General features: G+C 72.3%; 20 protein-coding genes. 3 read left to right on the top strand and 17 right to left on the bottom strand.

Annotated features, from left to right (window positions below; translation table 11 throughout):
- Positions 1 to 54 precede the first annotated feature (54 nt).
- The 11 genes from lysX to ACIBSV_RS25555 form a co-directional block, all read right to left on the bottom strand.
- The gene (gene lysX / locus ACIBSV_RS25605) at positions 55 to 1563 is read right to left on the bottom strand and encodes a bifunctional lysylphosphatidylglycerol synthetase/lysine--tRNA ligase LysX (protein WP_395866828.1); all 1509 of its coding nucleotides are present in this window, start codon (positions 1561 to 1563) and stop codon (positions 55 to 57) included.
- Between the two features lie 70 nt (positions 1564 to 1633).
- Positions 1634 to 2701 carry a hypothetical protein gene (locus tag ACIBSV_RS25600; RefSeq protein ID WP_395866826.1) on the bottom strand — a complete coding sequence of 356 codons (1068 nt, stop codon included), beginning with the start codon at positions 2699 to 2701 and terminating at the stop codon, positions 1634 to 1636.
- 90 nt (positions 2702 to 2791) lie between these two features.
- On the bottom strand, positions 2792 to 3580 hold the full coding sequence (locus ACIBSV_RS25595) for a type III pantothenate kinase (RefSeq protein WP_020549599.1): 789 nt from the start codon (positions 3578 to 3580) through the stop codon (positions 2792 to 2794).
- A 110-nt stretch (positions 3581 to 3690) separates the two neighbouring features.
- A complete protein-coding gene (nadC, locus tag ACIBSV_RS25590) occupies positions 3691 to 4581 on the bottom strand; it encodes a carboxylating nicotinate-nucleotide diphosphorylase (protein WP_395866824.1) in 891 nt (296 codons plus the stop codon).
- Entirely contained in the window at positions 4578 to 6227 is a 1650-nt protein-coding gene (locus ACIBSV_RS25585) for an L-aspartate oxidase (protein WP_395866822.1), read from the bottom strand. The genes nadC and ACIBSV_RS25585 overlap by 4 nt, the downstream gene beginning before the upstream one ends.
- Positions 6224 to 6655 (bottom strand): aspartate 1-decarboxylase, encoded by a 432-nt coding sequence (panD, locus tag ACIBSV_RS25580; protein WP_395866820.1) that lies wholly within the window; start codon positions 6653 to 6655, stop codon positions 6224 to 6226. Before panD ends, ACIBSV_RS25585 begins: the two co-directional genes overlap by 4 nt.
- Complete coding sequence (gene panC, locus ACIBSV_RS25575) at positions 6652 to 7512, bottom strand: pantoate--beta-alanine ligase (RefSeq protein WP_395866818.1); 861 nt, start codon at positions 7510 to 7512, stop codon at positions 6652 to 6654. The genes panD and panC overlap by 4 nt, the downstream gene beginning before the upstream one ends.
- Positions 7509 to 8447 carry a Rossmann-like and DUF2520 domain-containing protein gene (locus ACIBSV_RS25570; protein WP_395866816.1) on the bottom strand — a complete coding sequence of 313 codons (939 nt, stop codon included), beginning with the start codon at positions 8445 to 8447 and terminating at the stop codon, positions 7509 to 7511. The genes panC and ACIBSV_RS25570 overlap by 4 nt, the downstream gene beginning before the upstream one ends.
- Before the next feature lie 64 nt (positions 8448 to 8511).
- The gene (locus ACIBSV_RS25565) at positions 8512 to 8949 is read right to left on the bottom strand and encodes a hypothetical protein (protein ID WP_395866814.1); all 438 of its coding nucleotides are present in this window, start codon (positions 8947 to 8949) and stop codon (positions 8512 to 8514) included.
- Positions 8950 to 9307: 358 nt separating this feature from the next.
- Positions 9308 to 10489, bottom strand: a complete 1182-nt coding sequence (locus ACIBSV_RS25560; protein ID WP_395866812.1) for a cytochrome P450 — start codon at positions 10487 to 10489, stop codon at positions 9308 to 9310.
- A gap of 33 nt (positions 10490 to 10522) precedes the next feature.
- Positions 10523 to 10981, bottom strand: coding sequence for a 2,4'-dihydroxyacetophenone dioxygenase family protein (locus tag ACIBSV_RS25555; protein WP_395866810.1), 459 nt, complete (start codon positions 10979 to 10981; stop codon positions 10523 to 10525).
- A gap of 139 nt (positions 10982 to 11120) precedes the next feature.
- On the opposite strand from ACIBSV_RS25555, the gene ACIBSV_RS25550 reads away from it, so the two are divergent.
- Positions 11121 to 11930 (top strand): SDR family NAD(P)-dependent oxidoreductase, encoded by an 810-nt coding sequence (locus ACIBSV_RS25550; protein WP_395866808.1) that lies wholly within the window; start codon positions 11121 to 11123, stop codon positions 11928 to 11930.
- 177 nt (positions 11931 to 12107) lie between these two features.
- Here the strand turns inward: ACIBSV_RS25550 and ACIBSV_RS25545 are convergent, their stop codons facing one another.
- From ACIBSV_RS25545 to ACIBSV_RS25535, 3 genes are all read right to left on the bottom strand, one after another.
- On the bottom strand, positions 12108 to 12806 hold the full coding sequence (locus ACIBSV_RS25545; RefSeq protein ID WP_395866806.1) for a response regulator: 699 nt from the start codon (positions 12804 to 12806) through the stop codon (positions 12108 to 12110).
- Positions 12803 to 14035 (bottom strand): histidine kinase, encoded by a 1233-nt coding sequence (locus ACIBSV_RS25540; protein ID WP_395866804.1) that lies wholly within the window; start codon positions 14033 to 14035, stop codon positions 12803 to 12805. The genes ACIBSV_RS25545 and ACIBSV_RS25540 overlap by 4 nt, the downstream gene beginning before the upstream one ends.
- Before the next feature lie 118 nt (positions 14036 to 14153).
- On the bottom strand, positions 14154 to 15332 hold the full coding sequence (locus ACIBSV_RS25535; protein ID WP_395866802.1) for a sensor histidine kinase: 1179 nt from the start codon (positions 15330 to 15332) through the stop codon (positions 14154 to 14156).
- 107 nt (positions 15333 to 15439) lie between these two features.
- On the opposite strand from ACIBSV_RS25535, the gene ACIBSV_RS25530 reads away from it, so the two are divergent.
- Positions 15440 to 16414 (top strand): SAM-dependent methyltransferase, encoded by a 975-nt coding sequence (locus ACIBSV_RS25530; protein WP_395866800.1) that lies wholly within the window; start codon positions 15440 to 15442, stop codon positions 16412 to 16414.
- A gap of 167 nt (positions 16415 to 16581) precedes the next feature.
- On the opposite strand, the gene ACIBSV_RS25525 is transcribed toward ACIBSV_RS25530, so the two are convergent.
- The 3 genes from ACIBSV_RS25525 to ACIBSV_RS25515 are packed head-to-tail and all read right to left on the bottom strand — an operon-like array spanning position 16582 to position 19736.
- Positions 16582 to 17835: a CaiB/BaiF CoA transferase family protein gene (locus ACIBSV_RS25525; RefSeq protein ID WP_395866798.1), complete on the bottom strand. Its 1254-nt coding sequence runs from the start codon at positions 17833 to 17835 to the stop codon at positions 16582 to 16584.
- Positions 17836 to 17871: 36 nt separating this feature from the next.
- Positions 17872 to 19242, bottom strand: coding sequence for a PH domain-containing protein (locus ACIBSV_RS25520; protein ID WP_395866796.1), 1371 nt, complete (start codon positions 19240 to 19242; stop codon positions 17872 to 17874).
- Positions 19239 to 19736 carry a PH domain-containing protein gene (locus tag ACIBSV_RS25515; protein ID WP_395866794.1) on the bottom strand — a complete coding sequence of 166 codons (498 nt, stop codon included), beginning with the start codon at positions 19734 to 19736 and terminating at the stop codon, positions 19239 to 19241. The genes ACIBSV_RS25520 and ACIBSV_RS25515 overlap by 4 nt, the downstream gene beginning before the upstream one ends.
- Before the next feature lie 70 nt (positions 19737 to 19806).
- On the opposite strand from ACIBSV_RS25515, the gene ACIBSV_RS25510 reads away from it, so the two are divergent.
- Entirely contained in the window at positions 19807 to 20958 is a 1152-nt protein-coding gene (locus tag ACIBSV_RS25510; RefSeq protein WP_395866792.1) for an NADH-quinone oxidoreductase subunit D, read from the top strand.
- The last annotated feature ends 53 nt before the right edge of the window (positions 20959 to 21011 follow it).

The following is a 21011-nucleotide window of genomic DNA, read 5'->3' as shown; positions in this document are numbered from 1 at the left end:
CCCTCGGGAGCGACGATCCGTCACCGAGGGGGCTCCGCCGCGCCGTCCGGCGGGTCAGTCGGTGGTCGGCTTCACCAGCGGGAACAGGATCGTCTCGCGGATGCCGCGGCCGGTGAAGGCCATGATCATCCGGTCGATGCCCAGGCCCAGGCCGCCGCTCGGCGGCATCGCGAACTCCAGCGCGCGCAGGAAGTCCTCGTCGATCCGCATGGCCTCGACGTCACCGCCCGCCGCGAGCAGCGACTGCTCGGTGAGCCGGCGGCGCTGCTCGACCGGGTCGACCAACTCGGAGTACGCCGTGCCCAGTTCCATGCCGAAGCCGATCAGGTCCCACTTCTCCGCGACGCCCGGCACGCTGCGGTGCTGGCGGGTCAGCGGCGAGGTCTCGATCGGGAAGTCGCGCACGAAGGTCGGCTCGGCCAGGGTGTGCTCGACCAGCGCCTCGTAGATCTCCTGGACCAGCTTGCCCTGGCCCCACGCCTTGTCGTACTCGATCTCGCGCGCGTCGGCGAGCTTGCGCACGGTCTCGATCGGCGTCTCGGGGGTGACTTCCTCGCCGACGGCCTCGGAGACCGAGCCGTAGACGGTGATCTCGCGCCACTCGCCGGAGATGTCCACCTCGCGGTCGCCGTAGCGGAAGGTGTGCGTCCCGAACACGGCCTGCGCGACGTGCTGGTAGACCTCGCGGGTGAGGGTCGCCATCGTGTTGTAGTCGCCGTACGCCTGGTAGGCCTCGAGCATGGTGAACTCGGGGTTGTGCGTCGAGTCCGCGCCCTCGTTGCGGAAGTTGCGGTTGATCTCGAAGACCTTCTCGGCGCCGCCGACGACCAGGCGCTTGAGGTACAACTCCGGCGCGATGCGCAGGTAGAGGTCCATGTCGTAGGCATTGATGTGGGTGACGAACGGGCGCGCGGTGGCGCCGCCGTGCACCGGCTGCAACATCGGGGTCTCGACCTCCAGGAAGTCCCTGGTGTCGAACCACTCGCGGATCGAGCGCACGATCCGGCTGCGGGTGCGCAACATCGCGCGCGACTCGTCGTTGACGATCAGGTCGACGTAGCGCTGGCGGACCCGGGCCTCGGGGTCGGTCAGGCCCTTGTGCTTGTCCGGCAGCGGGCGCAGGCACTTGGACGTGATCGCCCACGTGTCGACCATGATCGACAGCTCGCCGCGGCGGGATGTGATCACCTGGCCCTCGACACCGACGTGGTCGCCCAGGTCGACGTCGCTCTTCCAGGCGGCGAGCGACTCGGCGCCGACGCCGTCCAGCGAGACCATCACCTGGATGTCGCCGTCCCCGTCGCGCAGCGTCGCGAAGCACAGCTTGCCGCCGGTGCGGTAGAGCACCACCCGGCCGGTGACGCCGACCCGGCGCCCGGTCTCCACATCCGCCTCGAGACCGTCGAACTCGGCACGCAGCGCGCCCACCGTCGTACTGCGGGGGAACCCGACCGGGTACGGGTCGGTCCCCTCGGCCCGAAGCCGATCGAGCTTGTCGCGGCGAACCCGCATCTGCTCGGGAAGGTCGTCGATCTGCGGCTGCGCTGCGCTCTGCTCGGTCACGGGACAAGGCTACCCATGGCCAACCGACTCCCCGAACCGATATCCGCCCGGATGGGAAGCGGGGTCCCGGTCAGCCGGTGCCGGTCTGGAGGATCTCGGGGGCCGGGAGTTGGCCGAGGGGGCGGCCCTGGCGGCGGTGCGGGATGACCGGCGAGAGGGCCGCGCGGATCGGGCCGACGTCGAGGGGCGGGACGGCGGCCGGCGCGGGATCGGGGGCGGGTGCGTGCGTCGCGTTCGGGTTCTCGGCGTCGCGGTCGGTCGCGACCTCGGCGCCCTCGGGCTCGGGCGACGCGGGTGCGTCGGGTGCGAACCCGTGCCCGTGCTCGGCTTCGGGCCCGGCCTGGGCTTCGTGCTCGGCCTGGGGTTCGTGCTCGGCCTCGGACGGGTCCTCGACGGCGCGATCGACGATCTCGGCGGTACCGTCCGTGACATCCGTACCGTCAGCCGGCTCCGCGCCGTTGGCGACATCCGTGGTGGCCATGGCGTCGTCCGTCGCCTCCGGACCGGTCTGGTCCGCAGCCTGCGCGACGGGTGCTTCGGCGAGGGTCGGCCGGGGCTCGGGTTCGCTTGCCGCAACCGGCACCGGTGTCGGCTCCGGGGTGCGGTCGCGTTTGTGCTCGGCCGGTGTCGGCGATGGTGGGGCGGGGCGGGGGCGGGTGGGGATCAGGATGTCCAGGGGGTCGGTGCGGACGGCTCGGGCGGCTTCGGCGGTGGCTCGGCGGTGGGCTCGGGCGGCGAGGCGGTGTTCGAGGTCGGTCTCGGCCAGGTGTGTGCAGCGGCGGAGCAGGGCCGCGCGGCTCGCGCGTTCGCGTTCGCCGCACGGCAGGTCGAGGGTGGTGCGCAGGGCGGCCAGGTCCTCGGCCGAGGGGACGTGCGCGATCTCGTCCACCGCGTTGCGCAGGCAGGACAGGAAGCCGGCCGCGCTCCCGGGCAGCGCGGCCCGATAGCGCCGCAGTTCGGCCGTCATGAACGCGCGCAGCCGTTCGCGCTCGTCCTGCGCCTCGCCGATCGCCCGGCCCAGCAGCCAGAAGTCGACCGAGTCGCGCCCCCCGCGCAGCGCGACGGCCAGCGCGCGACGCAGCACCCGCACCTCGTGCGCGCTGAAGGCCATCCCCTGGTCACCATGTGGCGTCGGCATACCACGCACTGTATGCGGAGAGGTGGACAATCCGGCTTATTTGATGCGTGTGTTTTTCCGACTTGGAGCCGACCGCGAGGCCGGCTCCGATCAGACCGCCGCGTTGCGCTCGTAGACCATCCGCAGGCCGATCAGGGTCAGCCACGGCTCGTGCACATCGATCACCGAGGCCTCTCCCAGCACCAGCGTCGCCAGTCCGCCGGTGGCCACCACGGTGACCGCGTCCGGGTCGTCCGGGGACAGTTCGGCCGCCATCCGCTTGACCACGCCGTCCACCTGGCCGGCGAAGCCGTACAGGATGCCCGCCTGCATCGCCTCGACCGTGCTCTTGCCGATCACGCTCCGCGGGCGCATCAGCTCGATCTTGCGCAGTTGCGCGCCGCGCGCGCCCAGCGCGTCCACCGAGATCTCGATGCCGGGGGCGATCGCGCCGCCGACGTACTCGCCCTTGGTGCTGACCGCGTCGAAGGTGGTCGCGGTGCCGAAGTCGACCACCACGCACGGGCCGCCGTACAGCTTGACCGCCGCCAGCGCGTTGATGATCCGGTCGGTGCCGACCTCCTTGGGGTTGTCCATCAGGACCGGCACGCCGGTCTTGACCCCGGGCTCGACGACGACCGTGGGGATGTCGCCGTAGTAGCGCCGCACCATGTCGCGCATCTCGTGCAGCACGGACGGCACGGTGGAACAGATCGCGATGCCGTCGATGCCGTCGGCACCGATCAGCGGGTGCTGGCCGAGCAATCCCGCGAGGACCACCGCGAGTTCGTCGGCGGTCCGCCGGGCCTCGGTCGAGATGCGCCAGTGCTCGACGATCTCGTCACCGTCGAACAGGCCGAGCACGGTATGCGAGTTACCGACGTCGATGGTGAGCAACATCGTGGGCGTCCTTGGTGTTCTGGCTCGGGCCGTGGGGGACGGAGCGCGGCTTCGGGAAGGAGAGGGGCGGCGGGGCGGGGACGGCTGATCCGGTGAACGGTACCGGTCGCTCAGGCGCGCAGGTCCACGCCGACGTCCAGGATCGGGGCGGAGTGGGTGAGCGCGCCGACCGCGAGGTAGTCCACGCCGGTCTCGGCGACCGCGCGGGCGGTCGCCAGGGTGAGGCCGCCGCTGGCTTCGAGTCGGGCCCGGCCCGCGACCAGGGTCACCGCCTCGCGCATGCGTTCGGGCGTCATGTTGTCCAGCAGGATCAGGTCGGCGCCCGCGTCCAGCACCGGCGGGATCTGTTCGAGGTGGTCCACCTCGACCTCGACCGGCACGTTCGGGAAGGCCGCGCGCACCGCCTTGAAGGCCTCCGCCACGCCGCCCGCGGCGACCACGTGGTTGTCCTTGACCATGGCCGCGTCGGACAGCGACATCCGGTGGTTGACCCCGCCGCCGCAGCGCACCGCGTACTTCTCCAGGGCGCGCAGGCCCGGCGTGGTCTTACGGGTGTCGCGGACCGAGGCACCGGTGCCCTCGATCGCGTCGACCCACGCGCGGGTGGCGGTGGCCACGCCGGACAGCCGGGACAGCAGGTTGAGCGCGACCCGCTCGGCGGTGAGCAGCGCGCGGGTGCTCGCCTCGGCCGTGAACAGCACCGTGCCGGGCGTCACCGCGTCACCGTCCCGGACGTGCCGGGCGACCACCAGGTCGGCGCCGCAGACCAGTTCCAGGACCGCCTCGGCGACCGGGATGCCCGCGACCACGCCCGACCCGCGCGCGGCGAACTCGGCCTGGCCGCGCGCGTGCTCCGGCACGGTGGCCACCGAGGTGACGTCCACTCCGCCGTCGAGGTCCTCGGCCACGGCAGCGGTCACCAGCGCGGCGACGGCGAGCGGGTCGAGCCCGGCCTCGGCCAGGCGCGACGTGAGATCGGCGGACAGCTCGACGGTGGTCACGGGGTCGACTCCTCGGATTCGTAGGCCTGGTAGGCGACGTGCAGGGCGCCCTCGCGCAGCGACGTGACGAGATTCCCGCGCCACGCGGTGTCGTCGCGGTCGGGATGATCCTCGCGCCAGTGGCAGCCGCGCGTCTCCTCGCGCAGCAGCGCGGCACGGGTGAGCGCGCCGGCGACCAGGTGCAGGTTGGTGGTCTCCCACGTCTGCGTGCACGGGTCGGTGCTGGTACGACCGGCCAACGCGGTCAGCTCGGCCTCGGTGCCGATCAGCCCGGCCGCGTCGCGCAGCACCCCGGCACCGGCGGTCATCGCCCGCTGCAGGCGCAGCCGCGCCGCCTCACCGAGCAGCCCGGTCACACCGCTCGGCGCGACCGGCTCGGCGAACGGCGGCATGTCCCGGGCCAGGTCGGCCGCGATCCGCTCGGCGAAGACCAGGCCCTCCAGGAGCGAGTTGGACGCGAGCCGGTTGGCGCCGTGCACGCCGGTGCACGCCACCTCTCCGCACGCGTACAACCCCGGCACGCTGGTCCGTCCGTGCAGGTCGGTCCGTACGCCTCCACTCGCGTAGTGCGCGGCGGGCGCGACCGGAATCGGCTCGGTCACCGGGTCGATGCCGTGCGCGCGGCACGCGGCCAGGATGGTCGGGAAGCGGTGCTTCCACATGTCCGCGCCGAAGTGCCGACCGTCCAGGTACATGTGCTCGGCGCCGGTCTCGGCCATCCGGCGCATGATGCCCTTGGCCACGATGTCACGCGGGGCCAGCTCGCCCAGCGGATGGCGATCCGTCATGAACCGGATGCCGGCCGCGTCCACGAGATGGGCACCCTCGCCGCGCACGGCCTCGGAGACCAGCGGCTGCTGGCCCTCGGCGCCCGGGCCGAGCCACAGCACGGTCGGGTGGAACTGGACGAACTCCAGGTCGGTGACCTCGGCCCCGCCGCGCAGCGCGAGCGCGACCCCGTCGCCGGTGGACACCGAGGGGTTCGTGGTGGACGAGAAGACCTGGCCCATGCCGCCGGTGGCGAGCACGACGGCCCGCCCCACGGCGGCGCCGACCCCGTCCCGCGCGCCCTCGCCCATCACGTGCAGGGTGACCCCGCACGCGCGCCCGGAGGCGTCCTTGAGCAGGTCGAGCACGAGCGCGTTCTCGATCACCTCGATGTCCGGCGTGGCCCGCACCGCGGCGACCAGCGCGCGCGATATCTCCGCACCCGTCGCGTCGCCGCCCGCGTGCGCGATCCGGTTGCGCAGGTGACCACCCTCGCGGGTGAGCAGCACGTCCCCGTCCGGGCCCCGGTCGAACTCGGCGCCGGTGTCGATCAGTCGGCGCACCGCGTCCGGGCCCTCGGTGACCAGCACCCGGACCGCGTCCTCGGCGCACAATCCGGCACCGGCCACGAGCGTGTCGCGCAGGTGCTGTTCGGGGGTGTCACCCTCGCCGAGCGCGGCCGCTATCCCGCCCTGCGCCCAGCGGGTGGAGCCCTCGTCGAGTTGCGCCTTGGTCACCAGCAGAACCCGGCCGGCCCGGCGCGCGCGCAGCGCGACGGTCAGGCCGGCCACCCCGGAGCCGACCACGATCACATCCGCGCGCACGGTCCACCCGGGATCGGGTGCGGCCAGGCGCGCGGGCATTACGGGCGTGTTCATTGCGCGGCCCGCGCGGGGACCACCCGGTCGCCGCGCACCGTCTCGCCGCCGGGCAGGGCCTCGGCCGGGTCGTGTCCGGTGCCGGTGATCGTGTTGGCCGCGTCGACGAACACCACCCGCGGCTTCATCGCCCGCGCCTCGGCGTCGGTGACCTGCGCGTAGGCGATGATGATCACCAGGTCGCCGGTGTGCACCAGGCGTGCCGCGGCGCCGTTGATGCCGATCACGCCGGTGCCGCGCGGGCCGGCGATCGTGTACGTCTCCAGGCGCGCGCCGTTGTCGATGTCGACCACGTGCACCAGTTCGCCGGGGAGGATGTCGGCGGCTTCGAGCAGATCCTCGTCGATGGTGATCGAGCCGACGTAGTGGAGGTCCGCCTGCGTGATCGTCGCGCGGTGGATCTTGGACTTGAACATCGTGCGCATCATGACCGGGGGACTCCCGTGATCGTCAGGCGGGCGTTGTCGATGAGCCGGGTGGCGCCCACGCGGGCCGCGATCGCCAGGATCGCCGGGCCGGCGTGGTCGGCGGCCACCGGGGTGAAGTCGTCGATGTCGACCAACTCCACATAGTCGGGTTCCAGCACGGCGCGCAGCACGTCCTCGGCGGCGGCGCGCACGGCGCCCGCGCCCTCGCCGGCGCGCCGGGCGCCCGCGTCGAGCGCGCGGCTGAGCGAGAGCGCGTTCTCCCGCTCGGCCTCGGACAGGTAGCGGTTGCGGCTGGACCGGGCCAGCCCGTCGGGTTCGCGGACGGTGGGCACGCCCACGATCTCGACGGGGAAGTTCAGGTCGCGCACCATGCGCCGGATCAGCGCGAGTTGCTGGGCGTCCTTCTCACCGAAGAAGGCGACCCTCGGCGCGGTCAGGTGCAGCAACTTGGCGACCACGGTGAGCATGCCGTCGAAGTGGCCGGGGCGGGAGGCGCCTTCCAGGACCGCGCCGGTGGGCCCGGCGGTGATCCGCACCCGCGGCTCGCCGCCCGGGTACACCTCCTGCACCGACGGCGCGAACACCACGTCGGCGCCCGCCTCCTCGCTCAGTTCCAGGTCGGCGTCCAGGGTGCGCGGGTAGCGGTCCAGGTCCTCGCCCGCGCCGAACTGGAGCGGGTTGACGAACACGGTGACCACGACGTGGCCGCTCGGGCCGACGAACCCGCGCGCAGCGCGGATCAGCGCCGCGTGGCCCTGGTGCAGCGCGCCCATCGTCATCACCACCGCGCGCAACCCGTACGGCCGGGTGTCCTCGGTGAGTTCGGCCGCGGTCCGGGCCAGGCGCACGGCGGTCACGGTCGGCCGCCCTCGGCAAGCACGCCCAGCAGCGCCTCGGCCGCCTCGGCCTTGAGCAGGCCGGCGTTCAGCGCGCGGTCGGCGGTCAGCCGGGCCATCGCCACGTAGGCGGCGAGTGCCTCGGGTGAGACCCGGCGCAGCTCGGCCACGTGCGCGGCCACCGTGCCCGCGTCGCCGCGCGCGACCGGGCCGGTCAGCGCGTGATCGCCGGATCGCAGCGCGTTGTCCAGGGCGGCGCCGAGCAGCGGTCCGAGCATCCGGCCCGGGGCCCGCACGCCGGCCGCGCCGAGCAGTTCGATCGACTGCGCGACCAGGGTGACCAGGTGGTTCGCGCCGTTGGCCAGGGCCACGTGGTAGAGCGCGCGGTCGCGCTCCTCGATCCACTCCGGCTCACCGCCCATCTCCACCACGAGCGCCTCGGCGACCGGGCGCAGCGGCTCGGGCGAGGTGACCCCGAAGGAGCACCCGGCCAGTCGTTCGAGGTCGATCGTGCTGCCGGTGAAGGTCATCACCGGGTGCAGCGCGAGCGGCAGCGCGCCGGCGCGGGTGGCGGGCTCCAGGACATCGACGCCGTAGCGGCCCGACGCGTGCACCAGGAGTTGACCGGCCTTGATCGCGCCGGTCTCGGCCAGGCCGTGCACGAGCGCCTCCAGCGCGTCGTCGGGCACGGTCAGCAGGGTCAGGTCGGAGGCCGCGATCACCTCTTGCGGGGTGACCAGCGGGACGCCGGGGAGCAGGTCCTCGGCGCGGCGCCGGGAGGTCTCCGAGACACCGGAGGCGGCCACCACCGAGTGCCCGGCGAGGGCGAGGGCGGCGGCGAGGGTCGGGCCGACACGGCCGGCGCCGACGACTCCCACGCGCAGCCGCGCGGGGCGGTCGGCAGGGTCGGGCGAGCGGCCGTGCGGATTCGGACGTGCGTTGATGTCGTTGTTCACGCGAGCGAGCCTTCCGTTCCAGTCCGCGGCGGGTACCGGACGAGTACTGGCCCGATCAGGGTACTCACGCGCCGGGCGGGCCGGTCCCCGGGTTGGTCGGCAGGCCGGTCCGCGGCACGCCGGGCGGCTGCCACCGATACCGGGAGGAGCCGGCCTGGTGGACGACCCGTCGCACGACCCGGTGGCGGATCAGCTCGGGGCCGCGCATGCCGATCGCACCGAGCGCGGTCAGCACGAGGCCGGTCAACAACATCGTGCCGGTGACCACCCGGGCCACCCGGACGCTGCGTGGGCCGCCCTGGGTTTGCAGCGAGTAGGCGGAGGAGGACTGTCGGGTGTCGGGGGCGGTCGGTTGCGCCGACGTGGCGGCGCTACTGCGCTCGGGTGACGGCGAGGAGGTGGAGCCGACGTCCAGGGCCCCGGCCGCCGCGACGATTCCGATCGCGGCGACCGCGAGCGCACAGCGTCGACCCGCGCGTATGACCAGTTGACGGCTTCCCATGGGGAGCCTCCCGGAGACCGGTGACGATTGACCAGGTGCGAGGGTTCGGCCCTCTTCTTTCCCTGAGTCGGTCGCTTATGTGTCCCCTTTTGACCGCGATCGCATGCCTCGCGGCCGGCTAAGGGCGCGAGAGCGGCCCTGGCGGACCGCTCGCGTGCCACCGCAGAGACCGGCCGCTTCGGCCGGATCACGCCCGGTCACCGTCGGTCACTCCCGGGACGGCAGGTCGGCACCGCCCCCGGAGCGGACGGATCCCGGGATCCGTCCGCTCCGCACCGCCGGACCGGAGGGGAACCCGGTCCGATCCGAGTCCACACCGCCCCCGGGACGGGACCCGGGACCTGTCCGGAAACCGGCCCTAGCCGAGCCGGACCGGCAATCGGGTGAGCGCGTTGTTGAGGTTCGAGCGCAACCGTTCGGGCTCGCCGGTCGCCTCGATCGTGGGATAGGTCGCGAGCAGCTCCTCGAAGAACACCCGGCCCTCCAGGCGCGCGATGTGCACGCCCAGACAGAAGTGCTCGGCGAAGCCGAACGACAGGTGCGGGTTGGGCCTGCGGGTGATGTCGAAGCGCTGTGGGTCGGCGAAGACCTCCTCGTCGCGGTTCGCCGAGGTGTAGTACATGGCCACCTTGTCGCCCGCCTTGATCGACACCCCGCGCAGCTCGGTGTCCCGGGTGGCGGTTCGGCGGAAGTAGTGCAGCGGGTTGGCCCAGCGCAGGATCTCCTCGACCGCGCCCGGCACCAGGGCGCGATCCGCGCGCAGCGCGGCGAGCTGGTCGGGATGGCTCAGCAGCGCGTGCAGTCCGGCGGACAGCATGGTCTTGGTGGTGTCGTTGCCGGCGGTGACCAGTTGCACGAAGAACTGGCCGAAGTCGAGGTCGGTCATCATCCGGCCACCGAACTCGGACTCCAGGATCAGCGAGGTGATGTCCTCGCGCGGTTCCTCGGCCCGGCGCCGCGCGGCGAAGCCGATCGCGTAGCGGGCCATCTCGATCGCCGCCCGGCCGCCCTCGCCCGCGGTGTTCCGCTCGGCCAGCTCGTGGATGTGGTCCCAGTCCGCCGCGGGCAGGCCCATCAGCTCGCCGATCACCTGGGTCGGCAGGCCGGAGGTGACGTCGTGCACGAACTCGACGTCGCCGGTGCCCACACGCGCGAAGATCTCCCGGCAGATGGTCCGGATCCGGTCCTCCATGCCGCCGACCACCTTCGCGGTGAAGGACTTCACCAGCGGCTTGCGGTACGCGCGGTGGCGCGGCGGATCCATCGACAACAACGTGCCGCGCAGGGCTTCGAGCCGCTCGGGTTCGAGGTCCTCCAGGATGATCCCGCCCGCCTCGGCGGAGAAGATCGCCGGATTCTGCGACACGTACTCGACGTCGGCGTGCCTGAGCACGGCCCAGTAGCCCGGTTGCCCCGGGATGTCCTGCCAGTACACGGGATCGGTCCGGCGCAGCTCGGCGAACAGCGCGTGCGGCGGCCCGTCGAGATACCCCTCGGGGCTGTAGAGGTCGGGTCGGATCAGGTCGGGCGTGCTGGTCATGGCGTCTCCCTCGCAACCGCGGATCGCACGTCGTCAGCCCACGAGCACGTTCGGCCGACCGAAGCCCTGCGCCTCGCACAGGGCGTAGTAGGCGCGCAGCGTGCCGGCGCCGTCGGTGACCGAGGTGATGTTGCCCTCGGCGTCCAGGTTGAGGTTGGCGCCGTACATCTGGAACCACACCCGGGTGTCGGGCTCGACGCAGGTGAGCGTGTGCACCGAACCGGCGGGCTCGTACAGGAACGAGCCGGCCCGGTTGACGTAGTCGTACTCGGCGTACTTCCACGCGCCGGACGTGGTGTAGCCGTAGACCGGGCCGGTGTGGCGGTGCGTCTCGACGGCGAAGCCGGGCTGGAAGATGTTCTCCACGATCCAGAGGCCCTCCTCCTCCTTGACGCACAGCACCTTGAGCTTGTTGCCGTCGCCGATCTCGACGAACGGCAGGTCCTCTGCCCCGATGTGCACGGCGGGGCGGCCGGCTGCGGTGGTGGTCATGCGGGTTCCTCCCGGAGGCGATCACTGCTCCTGTAACGGTGTAACAGCATGCCTCAAGGATCGGGGAGTTTCGAGGGTCGCGTGGGATGGGCAACACCATCGATCGCACACGCGGGGGGATGGAGATGGGGAGCGGGAGATGGGACAGCTCGACGGGAGGGTCGCCGTGGTCACCGGCGGCGCCAACGGGATCGGCCGCGCGTGCTGCGAGCGGTTCGCCGAGGAGGGCGCCGACATCGTGGTCGCCGATCTTCTCGACGAAGCCGCGATGGACACCATCGAGGCGGTCGAGAAACGTGGCCGGCGGGCCACCTACATGCACACCGACGCGAGCAGCCCCACGGACACCGGGACGGTGATGCAGCACGCGATCGACACGTTCGGCGCGATCGACGTCCTGGTCACCGCCGCGGGCATCAGTACGGCCGACTACGTCAGCGGGCGGCCGAGCAACCGGGCCGCGGTCGAACGCGACCCGATCAAACGATTCGTGGACAGCCCCCTGGCCGAGTGGCAGCGCGTGCTCGACGTGAACCTGACCGGCACGCTGCTGGCGGTCCAGGCCGCCGCGCGCTGGATGGTGGCCGGCGGCCGGCGCGGCTCGATCATCACCATCGCGTCGATCGCCGCGAAGCACCCCGAGGCCGGCTCGGCGGCCTATTCGGTGTCCAAGGCCGGCGTGTGGATGCTGACCAAGCAGGCCGCGCTCGCGCTCGGACCGGCCGGGATCCGGGTCAACGCGATCGGACCGGGCTTCATCGAGACCAACATGACGGCGGTCCTGCGCGGGATGCCCGAACTGGAGCAGCGCCTGCTCGGCAGCGTGCCGCTGGGCCGGATGGGCAGCGCCCGCGAGGTGGCCAACGCGGCGCTGTTCCTGGCGAGCGACCAGTCGTCCTACTTCACCGGCGAGATGTTGCACCCGGACGGCGGCTTCTACACCGACTGATCCACCGATACACCGACAGATCCACCGATCGACCGGCCGACGCGGGCCGGCCGGACACCGAACGCGGGTCGGGCGATCGCCCGACCCGCGTTCACGATCCCGGACACAGGTCCTCGGGACGGGTGCCAGGCCCTGTCCCGGCGGATCCTGGTGGGTCCGCGCCGCCTGGCACCGCGCCTAGCGGCCCCGGGCCTTGACCAGGCCCGTCTCGTACGCGAGCACCACGACCTGGACCCGGTCGCGCAGCCCGAGCTTCATCAGGATGCGGCCGACGTGGGTCTTGATGGTGGCCTCGGACAGGAACAGCCGCTGAGCGATCTCCGCGTTGGACAGGCCCTGGGCGACCAACATCATCACCTCCAGCTCGCGCTCGGTCAGCGCGTCCACAACGTCCGGCCGGGGTTCGTGGTCGCTGGGCAGGATCGGCGCGAACCGGTCGAGCAGACGCTTGGTGGTGCTCGGCGCGACCACCGCGTCACCGGAGGCCACCGCGCGGATCCCGGACAGCAGTTCCGGCGGCGGCACGTCCTTGAGCAGGAAGCCGCTGGCCCCGGCCTTGAGCGCGGCGAACGCGTACTCGTCCAGGTCGAAGGTGGTCAGCATGAGCACCTTGGGCCGGGCCCGGCCCTCCGGCAGCACCAGCGCGTTCTCACCACCCTCGGCACAGATCCGCCGACATGCCTCGACCCCGTCCATCCGGGGCATCCGCACGTCCATCAGGACCACGTCGACGTCCGCGTGCCGAAGCTTGTCGAGCGCCTCGACACCGTCGCCGGCCTCGGCGACCACGCTCATGTCCGGCTGCGCCTGCAACACCATGGTGAAGCCGGTCCGCAGCAATTCCTGGTCGTCGACCAGCATCACCTTGATGCTCACTGAGCTCCTTGAAGAGTCGTCCTGTTGGGCGTGCCGGAGGAGACGGACGAGGAGTCGGGGCGGCCCGCGTAGGGCAACATCGCGCTGACCGACCACCCTCCGCCGACGCTGGGCCCGGTCCGCAACCGACCACCCAGCATCGCGACCCGCTCGCGCATACCGACCAGGCCGTGGCCCATGCCGTCGCCGGGAGCCGCGGCGCCCCGCCCGTCGTCGCTGATCTCCATCTCCAGGCCATCTTCCCCGTAGCCCACACCGACCGTCGCGGTGGCATCGGGGCCGGCGTGTTTGCGGGTGTTCGTCAGTGCCTCCTGGACGATCCGGTACGCGGTCAGCGCGACGCTCTGCGGCAGTTCGACCGGCACCCCCTCGACCCGGAGCTCGACGTTGAGACCGGTGGTGCGCACCTGCTCGACCAGTTCGCCGAGTTGGTCCACGCCCGGCTGAGGTACGTACGCGTCGGTCTCGGCCTGCGAGCGCAGCACGCCCAGCAGCCGACGCATCTCGGCCAGCGCCTCGCGTCCGGTCGCCGCGATCGTGCCCAGCGCCTCGCGGGCCCGGTCCGGCGACGAGTCGATCGCGTACGCCGCGCCGTCGGCCTGCACCACCATCACCGACACGTTGTGCGCGACCACGTCGTGCAGTTCGCGCGCGATCCGGGCCCGCTCGGCCGCCGCGGCGATCTGCGCCTGCTGGTCGCGCTCGAACTCCAGCCGGGTGGCCCGCTCCTCCAACTCGGCGTAGAACGCCCGGCGGGTGCGCATCGAATCGCCCAGCACCCACGCGATCGCGAGCAGCACCACGAGGAAGCCGAAACCGATGACGTTGTCGCGGAACGAGGAATCGCTCGATTCCGGGAAGCGCGCAAGCAGGATGGCCGGCCCGAGCAGGACCATCGCGAGCCCGATGCGCGAGAGCCATCGCGGGCCGGACTTGGCAGCCGTGTACAGCGCGACGAGCATCGCGTAGTTGGCCGAGGTGAGCGTGCCGTCCCAGACCAGCTGCATCAACCCGCCGACCACGACCATGGCGGTCGCGGTCAGGGGCCGCACCCGGTGCAGCGCCATGCCCAGGCTGAGCAGCATCACGATCACGAACCACCACCAGCGCGGAGCGGGTGCGGTGGTGTCCTCGAAGACCTGCAGCAGTGCGAGGCCGAGGATCGGAATCGTGCACACCGAGTCGACCCACAAGGGGTGCGCTCGCAGCCACGCGTAGATTCGTTGCACACTTCGACGCTACGCGGCACCGGGTCGTGCGCGCGTCAACCGACGTACCGAATCGGTCCTCCGCCACAAGTCGCACCCGGCAATGCGGCAAGCACGCCCGGAGTGCCGTCCGGACGGCTCAGGAGCCCTCCCCCGGGCGTACCGGCAATCGGGCCCGGACCTGCCAGCCGCCGCCCGACCGGGGTCCGGTCTCCAACCGCCCGCCGAACAGCGCGACCCGCTCGCCCATGCCGACCAGACCGTGGCCCATCCCGTCGCCCGGGGCCGCCGCGCCGCGGCCGTCGTCGCCCACGTCCAGTTCGACGTCCTCGCCCAGATAGCGCAGCCGCACCATCGCCTCGGCGTTCGGCCCACCGTGCTTGCGGGTGTTGGTCAGCGCCTCCTGGACGATCCGGTACACGGTCAACGCGACGCCCTGAGGCAGCTCGACCGGCACCCCCTCGACCGCCAGACCGACCGGCAGGCCCGCGCTGCGCACCCGCTCCAGCAGGTCCTCGAGCTGCTCGACGCCCGGTTGTGGGACATACGCGTCGCCCTCGTTCTGCGAGCGCAGCACGCCCAGCAGTCGGCGCATCTCGGCGAGCGCCTCGCGCCCGGTGGCGGAGATCGTGCCGAGCGCCTCGCGGGTCAACTCCGGCGCTCCGTCCAGCGCGTACGCCGCGCCGTCGGCCTGCACCACCATCACCGACACGTTGTGCGCGACCACGTCGTGCAGTTCGCGCGCGATCCGGGCCCGCTCGCTCGCCGCCGCGATCTGCGCCTGCTGGTCCCGCTCGCGCTCCAACCGGTCGGCCCGGTCCTCCAATTCGACGTAGTACGCCCGCCGGGTGCGCATCGAATCGCCCAGCACCCACGCGATCACGAACGGGCCCATCAGCAGCAGCGTGAAGAAGACGATGCCGGTGGTCGGTACATCCGGGTTGTCCCACCAGCGCAACATCGCCGCGATCGGCGCGAGCACCCCGCCCACGAGCGCCGTGCGCGACGCCCAGCGCGGGCTGTACGCGGCCGCGCTGTAGGCGATCGCGGGCATCGCGAGCGCCTCCAGGCCCGGCGGTATGTCGTCGAAGAGCTGGAAGATCCCGATCGCGACGGTGACCACCAGCGCGAGGGTGGGATTGCGCCGGCGGATCAGCAGCACGATCGACATCGTGCCGAGCGCGATCAGATGCGGGACGTCGGGCGGCCCGGGCTGATCGATGATCACCTCGAACAGGCCGAACATGAGCAGCAGCAGCGCCCATGCTCCGTCCACGAGCAGGGGGCGTCCACGGAGCCAGGCGTACAGGTGATGCACACAGGCAGGGTAGACGGGCACATCCGTTCGCTCGCACTCCGGACGGACCGGCACAGAACCGACCTCGGTCGCACGGGCGCGATCCGGGGCCGGTACCGTCGGGTGCGATGGAACGACGGCTGACCTGGAAGGAAGCCACCCGTCGGGCGTTGTACGGAGCCGAGGGCTTCTACCGCCGGGCCGAGGGCCCCGCCGGCCATTTCCGCACCTCGGTACACGCCTCCCCGCTGTTCGCCCGCGCGCTGGCCGACCTGGCCCGGACCGCGGGCCTGGACACCGTCGTGGACGTGGGCGCCGGGCGCGGCGAACTGCTGATCGCGCTGTGTCGGATCGCGCCGCACCTGGAACTGATCGGCGTGGACGTCGCCGACCGGCCGGAGGCCCTGCCGCTGTCGATCGCCTGGGGGCCGGAGATCCCACCGGGCCGAACCGCGCTGCTGATCGCCAACGAGTGGCTGGACAACGTGCCGGCCGACGTCGCGGAGGTGGACGAGCACGGCGTGCCCAGGCTGGTCGAGGTGGACGTGCGCTCGGGCCACGAGCGGCTCGGCGCGGTCACCGACGACCGGGACGCGCGCTGGCTGGACCGCTGGTGGCCACTGGTCGGCGCGGAACCGGGCGCGCGCGCGGAGATCGGCGACCCGCGGGACCTCGCGTGGGCGGGCGCGATCGAGCGGCTGGAGCGGGGGGTCGCGGTGGCGATCGACTACGGGCACCTGGCCGACGGGCGCCCGCCGTACGGCACGCTCGCCGGGTATCGGCAGGGCCGGCAGGTGCCGCCGGTTCCGGACGGCACCTGCGATGTGACCTGCCATGTCGCGATGGACGCGGTGGCCGCGGCGGGCGAGGCGGCCGGGGCGCGCGACACGGTCCTGACCACCCAGCGACACGCCCTGCGCGCGCTGGGCGTGGTCGGCCACCGACCGCCGTACGAACTGGCCCGCACCGATCCGGTCGGCTACCTCGCCGGCCTGCGCGACGCGGGCGAGGCCGGCGAACTCACCGCGAAGGGCGGCCTCGGCGACTTCCACTGGCTGGCCCAGGGCGTGGGCATGAACGTCCCCGCCCGCCTCCGCCCCTGACCGGCCCCGAGACCGCCCGACTGCGACCCCTGAGAACCAACCGAATCCAGCCTGCCCGGCACTGGAAGCCAACCGCATTCAGCCCGGCCGGCGCTTGCGGCCACCCCTCGGCCCGGCCGGCGCTGGAAGCCAACCAAATCCAGCCCGGCCGGCGCTCGAGGCCAATCTCAGCTGTTACCGAGCGCACCCGCCGCCCGAAGCTCGGCGATCCTGGCCTCGTCGTACCCGAGCAGGTCCGCCAGAACGGCCGCGCTGTGCTGCCCGACCGTCGGCGCCCGCTCCGGCACCGGCAGCGTCTCGCCGACGAACTTGATCGGCGACGGGAGCTGCTCCGCGCCGAGCCGATCCTGGCCGATCCACGGGAACCGGTGCTGGAACTGCGGGTCCTCGGCGATCGTCTGCGGCGTGTTCACCGGCGCGATCGGCGTGTTCGCCTCGTTGCCGAACTCGATCCACTCCCGCGCGGTGCGCGTCGCGAAGATGTCCCGCAGGATGCCTCGCAGCTCGACGTTGCCGACCGCGTGGTCCGCGTACTTGGAGCCCGGCCAACGCTCGAACAGGTCGGCCCGGTCCACCGCCTCGCAGAAGTTCTTCCACAACGACTGCTCGGACGCCATGAACAACACGTGCCGGTCGTCCTTGGTCGCGTAGATCTGGTAGCGCACGCCCTTCTCCATGCCCCCGGTGCCGGGCGCGCGGCGCTCGTAGTCGTCCGACTTGTTGCCGGTCACCTCGGACTCCGGGCGCTCGTACGCCTTCCAGGTCTCGCTGCGCAGCCAGTCCATCGACGCGGCGGCGTCGGACTGGGCGATGTCGATCACACTGCCCTCGCCGGTGGCCCGGGCCCGGATGATGCCCGCGAGCACACCGAGCGCGCCGAACATCGGGCCGGCGTGGATGCCGATCGAGGCGTGCTCGGGCAGGTACGGGAAGCCGTCCTCGTCGATCGCGGGCTTCACCACGCCGGCCCAGGTGTCGTAGGCGACGCCGTGGCTGGGCATGTCCCGGTACGGACCGGTGGCGCCGTAGCCGGAGATCGTGCAGAACACGATCCTCGGGTTGATCTTCCTCAAGTCCTCGTAGCCGATCCCGCGCCGGGCCAGACCGCCCGGCCGCATCGCCTCGATCACCGCGTCGGCGTCCTTGACCAGGGCCTTGAACGTCTCGATCGCCTCGGGCTTGCGCAGATCCAGGACCAGGGACTTCTTGCCCCGGTTGACGTGGAGGTGCATCAGCGACGAGCCCTCCACAATCGGCCACGTCATGTCCCGGATGTAGTCGCCCTGCGGCGGCTCGATCTTGATCACCTCGGCGCCCAGGTCCACCAGCGACGAGGTGATCGCGGCCGGCCCCAGCATCGAACACTCGATGATGCGAACCCCCGCGAGCGGGGCTCCACCCTTCGACTCGACCTGACTCATCGCTGCCTCCCTGCGAATATGACGATGCGTCAGATATTAACCGGCGCCCTCTCCGAGGGAAGAGGCGGAACCTGACGAACTGTCAGATGCGTTGTGGATCCAGCGTTCCGCGCCCGCGCCGCGGCGTCCGACGCGCGAGCGCTCGGCCTGTTCGGCGACCATCGTGTGCGCCTCGGCCGCGTCCCGTCGGGCCGCCTTGACATGCACCGGGCCAGGCGTGGAATCCAGGTGCACGGTGGCCAGGCCGAGCCGGCGCTCCCACGGCCCCTGGGTCCGCCGTACGCTCTGCACCTTCGCGTGCGGGATCACGTCCAGGATCCGGTGGAACCGACCGCTGCGGGCCACGAACACCTCGGCGTCCGCGCCGTAGGCGTACACCGACCAGCCGACCGGGTCGTGCCAGCGGGCCCGGCGCGGGGCCGGGATCAGCTCGATCGCGTCGACGTGCACACCCGGCAGGACCTGCCCGAGCAGGCCGTGCGCGACCGCGCGCGGCGCGACCGGCAGCAGGATCGTCTCCTTGGCGTCGGCGTCCTTGCCGCCGTAGCCGGCCACGTTGATCTCGACCCGCACCCACCCGCGCAGCCGCCACAACCACGGCTGCACGATCCGCACCGCCTGGACCCGGCCCGGCGGAACCGTCTGGTGCCGCTGTTCGAGCAGGCCGTGCCGCAGTCGCAGGCCGTCCGGCGAACCGGCCACGGTGAAGTCGAAGTTCCGGATCACCCGTCCCGCGGTGAACTGCCAGGCGGCCAGGAACAGCGGCACCGAGCCGAACACGAACGCGGGCGCGTGCAGCGCGAAGGCCAGCACCACCACCGCCACGCTGGGCGCGAGCGCGGCCCAGGTGCCCACCGACAGCAGCACCGAGCCGACCACCGCCGACAGCGGCACCGACACCAGCGTCTGTTCGGGCGCCTCCCCCACGTCCGGGCGCACCCCCGCGGCGCGCGCGAGCAGTTCGGCGCGCAGCCGCTGCGCGTCCGCCTCGCCCAGGTAGGACAGGCTCGCCTCGGCCCGTTCCCCGCCGGCCACCTGGAGTTGGAGCTCGGCGAGACCGAACAGCCGGGCGGCCAGCGGCCGGACGATGTCGACCGCCTGCAGCCGGGACAACCGCACGTGCCGGGTGCGCCGGAACAACACGCCGGAGTCCAGCCGCAGGTCGTCGCCCTCGATCCGGAACGTGGTGAACCACCACGAGACGTATCCGTACCCGAACGCGAGCGGCACCACCACGCCCAGCCCGATCACCAGGCGGCTCGGGGTCGCCCACCCGGAGTTGACGTTGTGGACCACCACACCCAGGCAGGCCGCGATCACCACCCAACCGCGCGCGGGCGGGGTCAGCGGGTGCAGGCGGCGCGGTTCGCCGGGGTGCTCGACCGGCCGCTCGACCCCGGTGCTCACAGCCCCGCCGATCGGGCCTCGCCGAGCGCCGCGAGCCGGTCGCGCAGCCGCGCGGCCTCGGCCGGCGGCAGGCCGCGCACGACCGCGTCCGAGGAGGCCGAGGCGGTGTGCAAAGTCACCGTGGCGATGCCGAACCGGCGCTCCAGCGGACCCGCCTCGACGTCCACGAACTGCATCCGCCCGTACGGCACCACGACCAGGCGGCGAAACTGCACGCCGTGCGCGATCAGCAGGTCGTCGGCCCGCTCCGCGTAGCGCCACGAGCGCTGGTTGCGCCGGATCGCCGGGAGACCCCAGGCGGCGACCCCGACGCCGGCGAGCGCGAGCACCGCGCCGACCCACCACGCGACGAGCCACGCGAGCAGGCCGCCGCCGACCAGGGCGAGCAGCGCGCAGGCGCCGACCAGCAGGGCGCGGCGCATGCGGTAGAGCTGTTCCGAGACGGCACGCCAGTCGAGATCGGGCGGAGCCAGGGCGTCATCGGCCGGTTTCATACGGGCAACCTTCCCAGGTGGGCATACAAGGGTGCGAAGGAGCACACCACTACTGGCAGACTCAGGGTCCATGACCGCCAGGACCGTGGGCGTGGGTATCGGCGCCGACCAGCTCGACACGACCGACATGGTGCTCAACATCGGGCCCCAGCACCCCTCCACGCACGGCGTGCTGAGGCTGCGACTCGTACTCGACGGCGAGCGGATCGTCTCCGCCGAGCCGATCGTGGGCTACATGCATCGCGGCGCGGAGAAGCTCTTCGAGGTGCGCGACTACCGGCAGATCGTGATGCTGGCCAACCGGCACGACTGGTTGAGCGCGTTCGCGAACGAGCTGGGCGTGGTGCTCGCCGTGGAGCGCATGCTGGGCATGGAGGTGCCGCAGCGCGCGGTGTGGGCGCGAACCCTGCTCGCCGAGCTGAACCGGGTGCTCAACCATCTGATGTTCCTCGGTTCGTATCCGCTGGAGCTGGGCGCGATCACCCCGATCTTCCACGCGTTCCGCGAGCGTGAGGAGATCCAGGCGGTGATGGAGGAGATCTCCGGCGGCCGGATGCACTTCATGTTCAACCGGGTCGGCGGGCTCAAGGAGGATCTGCCGGCGGGCTGGACGGGGCGGGTACGGCACGCCGTGGCGACCGTGCGCACCCGGCTGGCGGGCCTGGACGCCCTGGTCTCCGGCAACGAGATCTTCCGCGCCCGCACCCGGGGCGTGGGCGTGTTGTCGCCTGCCCTGGTGGCCGCCTACGGGGTCAGCGGGCCGATCGCGCGGGCCTCCGGGGTCGACTTCGACCTGCGCCGGGACGAGCCGTACCTGGCCTACCGCGAGCTGGCCGACGTGCTGCGCGTGGTCACCCGCCGGGAGGGCGACTGTCTGGCCCGGTTCGAGTGCCTGCTGGAGCAGGTACACGTGAGCCTGGACCTGGCCGACGCGTGCTGCGACCGGCTCGACCGGCTCCCGCAGGGTCCGGTGAACCTGCGGTTGCCCAAGGTGCTCAAGGCGCCAGAGGGCCACACCTACGCGTGGACCGAGAACCCGCTCGGCCTCAACGGCTACTACCTGGTCTCGCGCGGCGAGAAGACCCCGTGGCGGCTCAAGCTGCGCTCGGCGTCCTACAACAACGTGCAGGTGCTGACCGAGCTGCTGCCGGGCTGCCTGATCGCGGACATGGTGGCGATCCTGGGGTCGCTCTTCTTCGTCGTGGGCGACGTCGACAAGTGACGGCCGGGACACCGGTCGGCGCTCCTGGGGCAGGCCCCACGGGCGCCGGCCGG

It is taken from the genome of Embleya sp. NPDC050154 (genome assembly GCF_044460165.1).
Taxonomy (GTDB): Bacteria; Actinomycetota; Actinomycetes; order Streptomycetales; family Streptomycetaceae; genus Embleya.
This window is presented reverse-complemented; position numbering and strand designations above follow the sequence as displayed.